Raw genomic sequence first — 8,668 nt, 5'->3', positions numbered from 1 at the left:
GATCGACAAAAGCCGCGCCGTTAGGCTATTCAACTTTGTCGGTTGTTGTCGTCTCGTTTAGCGGCGACTTTTATAATATATCACATCCGCTCAATAGATTGCAAGCATTTTTTTTGGACTTTTTTTGGAATCGAGGTTAAACCCCAACGACCCACAATTTCAGCGCCGCCAAAGCGGCTAGTCCGGGCAAGCCCAGAACGCTTACGGTCCCAACCGTCACTACGTTCAGAGGCAGCTCCAAATGCGTGTATGAACTGAACAGATTTAGAATATACAACAAAATCGAAGCAAATGCAATATGCAGGCAAAACATACCTAGCCATTGGAACGCATACCGATTGCGCAGCATGACCAATCCTAACAATAAACCGGACCCGACGAGCACGCTCCACAGCAAGTACGATTTCACGAAGACACCTCCATCGAACGGGCGGCACATGCTTCTTTAGCCGTGATATTTAGGTTTTTGGCTTGCTTCAGCAGCATTTCGAATCGTTTCTCCGCCGCTTCGAGGGCAAAGATGGCATAATCGATCTGTTCTTTTTCCACGACGTAATCAAAGCGTCTCTGCGCTACTTCCCATTCCATATGGGCTTTGCGGATTTCTTCCACCAGCAGCAGACGGTCTTGCTCAACGGCTTCGCGCTGCAGGCGGTCTTTCTTGCTTCCTATTTCCCATCTCCAAAGCTTCATCTCCGCCAACCTCCCGATTCAAGTCTCCAGGTTTGTCCTGCTACTTAAATATTTATAGGGAGCTTAGCCGGGTTAGAACCAAAAAGAAGCCTTCTCGAAAGCATCCACGCGGGGAACCGCGCAAATCATGCTTCGAGAGCTTACAGCAACCCATGCGTAACCGCAAATGGACGACTGCAGGCCGGCTTCTTGTGGTATCAAATCAATATTTCATTACAGTTCTCTTCTGCCTTCCAGCGCCTTGGTCAAGGTTACCTCGTCCGCATACTCCAGATCTCCTCCGACTGGCAATCCGTGCGCAATCCGGGTCACCTTGAGGCCGAACGGACGGACGAGCCTGGATAAATACATCGCAGTCGCTTCGCCTTCGATATTCGGGTTCGTCGCCAGAATCAGCTCCTGCACCTGTTCGTCGCTCAGCCGCTTCAGAAGATCGGCGATCCGGATTTCGTCAGGACCGATGCCTTCCATCGGGGAAATCGCCCCGTGGAGAACATGATAGTAGCCGTTAAATTCCTTGGTCCGCTCCATGGCAACCAAGTCTTTGGGCTCCTGCACGACGCAAATGACGGAAGCGTCCCGGCTTTTATCCTGACAAATACGGCAAGGATCGGTATCGGTAATATTGCAGCATACCGAGCAATAGTGCAGATTGCGTTTGACATTGACCAGAGCTTTGGCAAAGTCGATGACATCGTCTTCCTTCATGCGCAGCACATGAAAAGCAAGACGCCCCGCCGTCTTGGGTCCGATCCCCGGCAGACGGGAGAAGGAATCGATCAGTTTGGCTAGCGGTTCCGGATAAAACAAGCGATTGGCTCCTCACGCATTAAAGTTGAAAACCCCAGAGTAGGTTCTGGGGCTTGATTCGGCTTCGATTAGAACAATCCCGGGATATTCATACCGCCGGTTAATTTGGACATTTCTTTGCCGGCCATTTCTTCGGCTTTGGTCATCGCGTCGTTGATGGCGCTAAGCACCAGATCCTGCAGCATTTCCACGTCGTCCGGATCGACCGCTTCCGGCTTGATGACAACGGCCGTAACTTTCTTTTGTCCGTTTACCGTTACGCTGACGACGCCGCCACCGGACGTTCCTTCGACGGTGCGGTTCGCGAGATCCTCCTGAGCTTTGAGCATTTGCTCCTGCATTTTTTTCACTTGCTTCATCATCTGATTCATGTTGTTCATGAAAGACACGCTCCTCGTCGCTTAATCTTCTTTAATTTTAACCAAATCTTCCCCAAACAATTGAATGGCTTCGCTGATCCATTCTTCTTTCGCGCCGCCGGATGCCCCTTCGTCCTCCGGAACGAGCTGCAGCTCCTCCTTCGGTCCGTCGCCCGGCTTCGCTTGGTCGGCAGCAGCCTTCCAATCCTTCAGCATCATGGTCACAAGACGGTATGGCTGACCGTAAACCTCGGCCAACGCTTGTTCGATCAGCTGCTTGTTGGCCGGCTTCTCGGTCGTCTCCCGGTGCATCGCGCTCTTGAAAGCTACGAGCACGTTGCTGTCATGAACGGAGACGGGCTCCCCGTCCACGAGCCACGCATGAACGGTGATTTTGAGCTCTTTGACCCGACCAAGCACCTGGCTCCACTGCTGAACGACGTTGCGGAAAGCCGGATCATCCCTGCCCTGCAGGTATGCGTCCAGCTTCTCGATCTTCTTGGTGACGGCAGGCGCAGGTGCCGGACGCGAGCTTGCACCGGATACGGGACCCGAGGCTGCGGGAGCGACCCCCTGCTTGAGCAACTGAGACAGTTGCTCCTCCAACCGCTGAATGCGGTTCATCAATTGTCCGACTACCCCATCCTGACGTTCCAAGGCCGGCGCCCCGCCTGTCGGAGCGGACGATGCGCCCGCCTGACTGCAAAGCTTCATGAGCGCGACTTCCAGCAGCGTCTGCGGCTGAACGGAATATTTCATCTCCGTCTGATAATAGTTCAACGTATCGATCATAGCAATCAACGCATCGGCCGAAAACCGCTGCGCCACCTCGGCAAACCGCTTCACGTCGAGAATGCGCTCGGTGAGCGCCTGCGAGCCGGGAACCATTTTGACCATCAACAGGTCGCGGAAATAATAAATCAGGCTCTCCATGCACTTGTCGGCGCTTTTGCCTTCCTGCATGAACGTATCGATTAACCGCAAAGCGGCGCCTACGTCCCGATCCTGTATCGCCATCACCAGGCGCTCGAATTGATCCGAAGCCATCCCGCCTGTGATCGACAATACGTCGTCATACGTCACCCGCTCGCCTGAAAATGCAATGATCTGATCGAGTAAGCTGAGCGCATCGCGCATTCCGCCATCGGATAGCCGCGCGATGAACGCCAGGGCGTCATCGTCGCTTTCAATCCGTTCGTCGGCGCATACTTGACGCAGCCGCTCGACCTGCTCCTCAAGCGAGACACGGCGAAAATCAAACCGCTGACAGCGCGAAATAATCGTCGCTGGCAGCTTGTGAGGCTCCGTCGTAGCCAAAATAAACATGACATGGGGCGGCGGTTCCTCCAGCGTCTTGAGCAGCGCGTTGAACGCCTCCGTCGTCAGCATATGCACCTCGTCGATGATATACACCTTCTGGCGCACCTCGGTCGGCGCATATTTGACTTTATCCCGGATGTCGCGGATTTCATCCACGCCGCGGTTGGAGGCGGCATCGATCTCGACGACGTCCATGACCGCACCTTCGGTAATGCGTACGCACGCCTCGCATTCGTTGCAAGGCTCGATGCCCGGACCGTTCAAGCAGTTGACGGCTTTGGCCAATATTTTGGCCGTGGTCGTTTTCCCGGTCCCGCGGGGACCGCTGAACAAATAGGCGTGGCTGAACCGCCCTTCGCGAAGCGAGTTTTGTAAGGTTTGGACAATATGCTTTTGGCCGACCATATCGTGGAACGACTGCGGCCGCCACGTTCGATATAAGGCGATATGTGCCATCTTGCCCTCTCCAATGATTGTTTGTCGTCTATTATACTACACTTGGAGGGAGGATTGAAGCCGCGCCGCTTTTAAGGAAACGGAATACTGACGGTAAACGTCGTGCCGTACCCTTTGGACGATACCCGGATATGCCCTCCGATATCGTGAATGATCCGCTGGCAAACCGATAGGCCCAATCCCGTCCCTTCCGCTTTGGTCGTAAAGAACGGATCGAAAATTTTATCGATCACATAGGCGGGAATGCCCGGACCGGTATCATGAATCTCAATATTGACCAAGCGTTCCTCCAAATTGACTTTCTCGCTTACCGTCAAAATGCCCCCTTCTCCCATCGCTTCGATTCCATTTTTGCTTATATTGAGAAACACCTGCTTTAGCATCTCACGGTCTGCGACCACATGTGGCAATCCGTAAAGCGACTCATATTGAACAACGACCCGGTGCAGGATCGCTTCGTTATTGATAATAGGCAAAATGTCCCGCAGCACTTCGGAGATATCCACTTCATCGTATGTAACGTTCTTCGGCTTGCCGAGCAGCAAAAATTCGTTGACCAGCTCGTTGATCCGATTGATTTCTTTCAGCATCACCACGGTATACCCGTCTTCGCGCTCCATACCCTGTTCCTGAAAGGTTTTGCGCAGAACTTGCAAAAAGCCCTTGATCGACGTGAGCGGGTTACGGATTTCATGGGCCGTGCCTGCGGCGATTTGGCCGATCATCGCCAGACGGTCGCTGCGCTGCACCTGCTCCTCCAGGGAACGCAGGTTGGTGACGTCCTTGAAAATAAGATAAGCGCCGACGATCCGTTCGTCTTCATCCCGTAGCACACTGGAATCGACCAGCAGCTCGTATCGCTCCTGGTTATTGGTCCAAGACAAGGCATGGTTGCGTACGACCATTCCGTCCAATATACTCCGCTGTACCAGCCAGTGCTCGGCAGGCAGGTCGGCAAAAATGGAATCAAGCGCCTGATGGAGTACCTTTTCTCTTTCTAACCCCAGCACGCGGCAAGCCATGTCGCTGATATCGATCAGCTCAAATTCGGTATTGATCAGCATCACTCCCAGATTCACGTCCCTAAGGAATATGCCGGCAAAGCGTTGTAGCAAGGTCAGTTCGTGCCGCATCGTCTTCCTCCCCCCATTAATCAGCGGATAGCCGAGCGCAATGGGTGTATGATTATGGTTTACTTAGCCTGGTTAACTTTAGTATACAATTCTCCTAATTTTTTCATTTTCCTTCTGCCAAATACAAAAAAACACCAAGTTCGACAAGCTTTAACAGCTCATGATCTTGGTGTTATTGTTTTTTAATATTAGGAAACCGCGCACCTACCTTGATATTACGATCCAAGTGGAATTTTTATCGTCAGCTCAAGTTAGGCCACCCTCCGGCACATGAAACTTCCTGCTTATGGCTGCTTCCTTCCGGACCTGACCAGATTCACAGGCATCCATTGCGGAGGACCCGACTCTCAACACCAACTTTAAAACCCAAACCTTACATCGCAATACCGCGTATAGGCGTTCGACCCCGCTGCAGCGGATTGCGGGTTACAGGGCACCGCTACCTCCCCGTCTAGCACGGCATAGATAAGTATAGTCGATTCGTGTCCAAATAGCAACCTCAAGGGGTTATTTAGCAATAACGGTAACGTTAGCGTTATATCTCGGCGCGGCGGCGGCTAAAGCTTCGGTTGCTCCCTGACGGATTCGTTCGATCTCTTCCGGCGGAGTATGGGCGGGAGCAGTCAAACGAACGTAGGCCGTCGGTCCGTTCAAGCTGATGCTCGCGATGCTGACGTTCGGAAACCGTTGGCCGATCGCATTCTGCATGACACGCAGATCATCGGGATATGTTCGGAAGCTGGCGCTGAGCGGCATATTCGGGTTCGTCTCGGTAATCCCGAGCACGCCGTCCCGGGTATGCGTCGCGGAATTTTTGGTGTACTTCTGCTGACACGCCGGAAGCCCGGACAACGCCAAAGCTGCGCTCAACAGAACGGCAAGCGATCTTAACAAATGAAAACACCTCCTGCAGCTCTAAGATCGGATGATCTTAGGATAGCCACAGGAGGCGCGCTTATGCCGTTATGCTGCTGGCAACAAATTACATGCCGTATTTCTTTTTGAATTTATCGACGCGACCGCCGGCATCCACAAATTTTTGCTTCCCGGTAAAGAACGGGTGGCAAGCGGAGCAAATCTCTACACGAAGATTTTGCTTAATGGATCCCGTTTCAAACGTGTTACCGCATGCGCAAGTAACCGTCGTTTGATGATAAGTCGGATGAATCGCTGTTTTCATTGCCCTTTCACCTCTTTTGCCCTGAAACACCATGTGAATCAGAGTTATCATTTAAACACACATGAGCGATTATAACACGTCCGTTAGCCGCGCTGCAACTGTTTCTTGCGCCGTTCCGCCAGCTCGTCCGGAATGTGCGTATACGACCCGAGCACGACATCCGGCAGCTCCTCCCGGAAAATCTCCAGCATCTGCTTCATGCCGTACCGTTCGCCCCGGGCCGCAGGAATGAGGCTCAAATAGCTTTCCGGGTCGATGTTCAGGTTGCGCAGCTGGATCAGCTTCAGATCGGTCCGGCGGGCGAATTCGATCATGGCTTCGATCTCTTCCTCCCGGTCGGTAACTCCGGGGAAAATAAGATAGTTGATCGACGTGACTACCCCTTTGTCGGCGGCGTAGCGCAGCGATTTCTCGACATTGCGTAGCGTATAGCCGCGCGGCTTGTAGTAGGCGTTGTAATGGTCGTCCAGCGCGCTGATCGTGCTGACGCGCATCAGATCGAGACCGGCGTCCACGATGCCGCGGATATGATCGGTCAAGCCGGCGTTCGTGTTGATGTTAATGAAGCCGAGATCCGTGCGGCTCCGCACTTCGCGGATCGCTTCGATGATCGTCTTGGCTTGGGTGGACGGCTCGCCTTCGCAGCCTTGCCCGAAGCTGATGATGCTCTCAGGCGTCTTCAAGTGCTCCAGCATGACCTGCACGACTTCTTCCGTCGTAGGCTTGAAGTTCATCCGGGTCTGCGGCGCCGGAAACCCGCTATCCTCCGGCTGCTCGGAGATACATCCGAAGCAGCCCGCATTACAGGAAAACGAGACCGGAACAGCCCCCTCCCAGCGGTTCAAAAACGTATTGGAAGCTGTCAGGCACTCATATCCAAGGGCACAATTGGACAAATGCTGAAACAGCCGGTTGTCCTTGTACTCTCCAAGAATCCGCTTGACTCCGAGCTCCAATTCGTCGGGATCGCAGTTGCGCGGGTTCCAGCGCTCCGGATCGTCACAAGCCTCGGCTGCGACGTAGAAGCCGCCGTCTTTCCAAACAACCGCCGTGTAGCCGAACAAAGGCAGCATTTTGGATTTGTCGGCCTTCACGTAACCCGGCAGCAGCAGGCGGGTAAAGCTCTGCGGGAGCAAAGCTCCGACCGCGGTGAAGTCCCCCGACACCACCTGCATTTCGCCCGTCCGCTTATGCACGCCGATCGGCCGCGTATCGGGCAGACTGACGAGGGTAGCTCCTTCGGGCAGCGGAATCAGCTCGTCTTCCATCATTTCCGTTACCAGCTCGCCGCTGCGGCCAAGGCCCGTGTATTCCGGATGGTCGAACAGGTTGCCGTCACGGTCCGCATAAACCAGATTCATAAGGTCCTCCTTCTACGAGACGGAGTGCTTGACCCGACGGGATGTGCCGCCGCTTCCGCCCGATTGCGGGCTGCCGCCGTTCGGATCGAGGGTGTCCAGAAACTCTTGGTTCGTTTTCGTCTCGGCGAATTTTTTGAGGAACGCATCGATATAATCGTGCGAATCGTTCATTCCTTTGCGGATCGCCCATACTTTGTCGAGCTCTTCCTTCGTCAGGAGCATTTCTTCGCGGCGCGTACCCGAGCGGCGGATATCGATAGCCGGGAAAATGCGGCGTTCCGCCAGCTTGCGGTCCAGATGAAGCTCCAGGTTCCCGGTTCCTTTAAATTCTTCATAGATGACGTCGTCCATCCGCGAGCCGGTTTCGATCAAGGCTGTCGCGAGAATCGTCAGGCTGCCGCCTTCTTCGATATTGCGCGCGGCGCCGAAGAAACGTTTTGGCCGATGGAAGGCCCCGGGATCGATCCCCCCGGACAGCGTCCGGCCCGTCGGCGGTACGACGAGGTTGTAAGCCCGCGCCAGACGCGTAATGCTGTCCAGCAAAATAACGACGTCCTTCTTATGCTCCACAAGCCGCTGTGCGCGTTCCAGCACAAGCTCCGCGACCTTGATGTGATTCTCCGGCACCTCGTCGAAGGTGGAAGCGATCACTTCCCCGTTGACGGAGCGCTGCATGTCGGTAACCTCCTCCGGACGTTCGTCGATCAAGAGAACGAACAGCTTGACGTCCGGGTGATTGGTCGAGATGCTGTTGGCGATTTCCTTGAGCAGCAGCGTTTTTCCCGCTTTCGGCGGGGCTACGATCAAGCCGCGTTGGCCAAAGCCTACAGGAGCCAGAAGATCCATCAAGCGGGTGGACAGTTTCGTAGGAGAGGTTTCCAGAACCAGTTTCCTTTGCGGATAAAGAGGAGTAAGCGCTGCGAAATGCAGCCGTTCCGAGGCCGTATCCGGGTCTTCGCCGTTGACGGCTTCCACGTGCAGCAGCCCGAAGTAACGTTCGTTCTCCTTGGGAGGCCGGCATTTGCCGGATACGACATCGCCGGAACGCAGGTCGAATCTGCGAATTTGCGAAGCGGAGATGTAGATGTCCTCCGAGCTCGGCAAATAGTTGATCGGCCGCAGAAAACCGAAGCCTTCCTGCAGGACGTCGAGCACACCCTCCATGAACATCAAGCCGCTTTGTTCGGCCTGTGCGCGTAGAATGGCAAAAATGAGTTCCTTCTTCTTCATTTGGCCGTAGTACGGGATTTGATGTTTTTTAGCTAGCTTGTAAAGCTCTGTGAGCTTCAACGCTTCAAGCTGAGAGAGATGCATATCCATAAATTTTCAACCACCAAACTATTAATTTTTCAAGCC

10 protein-coding genes and 1 other RNA gene are annotated in these 8,668 nt (G+C 54.0%); all 11 read right to left on the bottom strand.

Annotation, left to right across the window (positions count from 1 at the left end; all coding sequences use genetic code 11):
- Positions 1 to 136 precede the first annotated feature (136 nt).
- Positions 137 to 409: a pro-sigmaK processing inhibitor BofA family protein gene (locus tag QMG93_RS05380; RefSeq protein WP_281934186.1), complete on the bottom strand. Its 273-nt coding sequence runs from the start codon at positions 407 to 409 to the stop codon at positions 137 to 139.
- Positions 406 to 693, bottom strand: a complete 288-nt coding sequence (locus QMG93_RS05375; protein ID WP_281934184.1) for a DUF2508 family protein — start codon at positions 691 to 693, stop codon at positions 406 to 408. The genes QMG93_RS05380 and QMG93_RS05375 overlap by 4 nt, the downstream gene beginning before the upstream one ends.
- Before the next feature lie 213 nt (positions 694 to 906).
- Positions 907 to 1,503, bottom strand: coding sequence for a recombination mediator RecR (gene recR, locus QMG93_RS05370; protein WP_010500328.1), 597 nt, complete (start codon positions 1,501 to 1,503; stop codon positions 907 to 909).
- 68 nt (positions 1,504 to 1,571) lie between these two features.
- On the bottom strand, positions 1,572 to 1,883 hold the full coding sequence (locus QMG93_RS05365; RefSeq protein WP_025851926.1) for a YbaB/EbfC family nucleoid-associated protein: 312 nt from the start codon (positions 1,881 to 1,883) through the stop codon (positions 1,572 to 1,574).
- A gap of 21 nt (positions 1,884 to 1,904) precedes the next feature.
- Complete coding sequence (dnaX, locus tag QMG93_RS05360; protein ID WP_281934179.1) at positions 1,905 to 3,638, bottom strand: DNA polymerase III subunit gamma/tau; 1,734 nt, start codon at positions 3,636 to 3,638, stop codon at positions 1,905 to 1,907.
- A 71-nt stretch (positions 3,639 to 3,709) separates the two neighbouring features.
- Positions 3,710 to 4,771, bottom strand: coding sequence for an ATP-binding protein (locus tag QMG93_RS05355; protein ID WP_281934177.1), 1,062 nt, complete (start codon positions 4,769 to 4,771; stop codon positions 3,710 to 3,712).
- A gap of 196 nt (positions 4,772 to 4,967) precedes the next feature.
- An RNA gene (gene ffs, locus QMG93_RS05350) (signal recognition particle sRNA large type) lies at positions 4,968 to 5,231 on the bottom strand.
- A gap of 47 nt (positions 5,232 to 5,278) precedes the next feature.
- Positions 5,279 to 5,665 carry a hypothetical protein gene (locus QMG93_RS05345; RefSeq protein WP_281934175.1) on the bottom strand — a complete coding sequence of 129 codons (387 nt, stop codon included), beginning with the start codon at positions 5,663 to 5,665 and terminating at the stop codon, positions 5,279 to 5,281.
- Between the two features lie 88 nt (positions 5,666 to 5,753).
- Complete coding sequence (gene rpmE, locus QMG93_RS05340) at positions 5,754 to 5,951, bottom strand: 50S ribosomal protein L31 (RefSeq protein ID WP_010500323.1); 198 nt, start codon at positions 5,949 to 5,951, stop codon at positions 5,754 to 5,756.
- Between the two features lie 83 nt (positions 5,952 to 6,034).
- The gene (locus QMG93_RS05335) at positions 6,035 to 7,312 is read right to left on the bottom strand and encodes a radical SAM protein (RefSeq protein WP_281934171.1); all 1,278 of its coding nucleotides are present in this window, start codon (positions 7,310 to 7,312) and stop codon (positions 6,035 to 6,037) included.
- Positions 7,313 to 7,324: 12 nt separating this feature from the next.
- Positions 7,325 to 8,632, bottom strand: a complete 1,308-nt coding sequence (gene rho / locus QMG93_RS05330) for a transcription termination factor Rho (RefSeq protein WP_281934169.1) — start codon at positions 8,630 to 8,632, stop codon at positions 7,325 to 7,327.
- Between the last annotated feature and the right edge of the window lie 36 nt (positions 8,633 to 8,668).

Origin of the sequence: Paenibacillus tyrphae (genome assembly GCF_027925525.1) — a bacterium.
Classification (GTDB): Bacteria; Bacillota; Bacilli; order Paenibacillales; family NBRC-103111; genus Paenibacillus_G; species Paenibacillus_G tyrfis_B.
The sequence above is the reverse complement of the archived record's forward strand: the minus strand, read 5'-3'. Positions and strand labels throughout refer to the sequence as shown.

Coding starts and splice junctions, on each gene's coding strand:
- QMG93_RS05365 (WP_025851926.1), bottom strand. CDS start 1,883: ATGAACAACATGAATCAGATGATGAAGCAAGTGAAAAAAATGCAGGAG.
- QMG93_RS05375 (WP_281934184.1), bottom strand. CDS start 693: ATGAAGCTTTGGAGATGGGAAATAGGAAGCAAGAAAGACCGCCTGCAG.
- rpmE (WP_010500323.1), bottom strand. CDS start 5,951: ATGAAAACAGCGATTCATCCGACTTATCATCAAACGACGGTTACTTGC.
- QMG93_RS05335 (WP_281934171.1), bottom strand. CDS start 7,312: ATGAATCTGGTTTATGCGGACCGTGACGGCAACCTGTTCGACCATCCG.
- QMG93_RS05355 (WP_281934177.1), bottom strand. CDS start 4,771: ATGCGGCACGAACTGACCTTGCTACAACGCTTTGCCGGCATATTCCTT.
- rho (WP_281934169.1), bottom strand. CDS start 8,632: ATGGATATGCATCTCTCTCAGCTTGAAGCGTTGAAGCTCACAGAGCTT.
- dnaX (WP_281934179.1), bottom strand. CDS start 3,638: ATGGCACATATCGCCTTATATCGAACGTGGCGGCCGCAGTCGTTCCAC.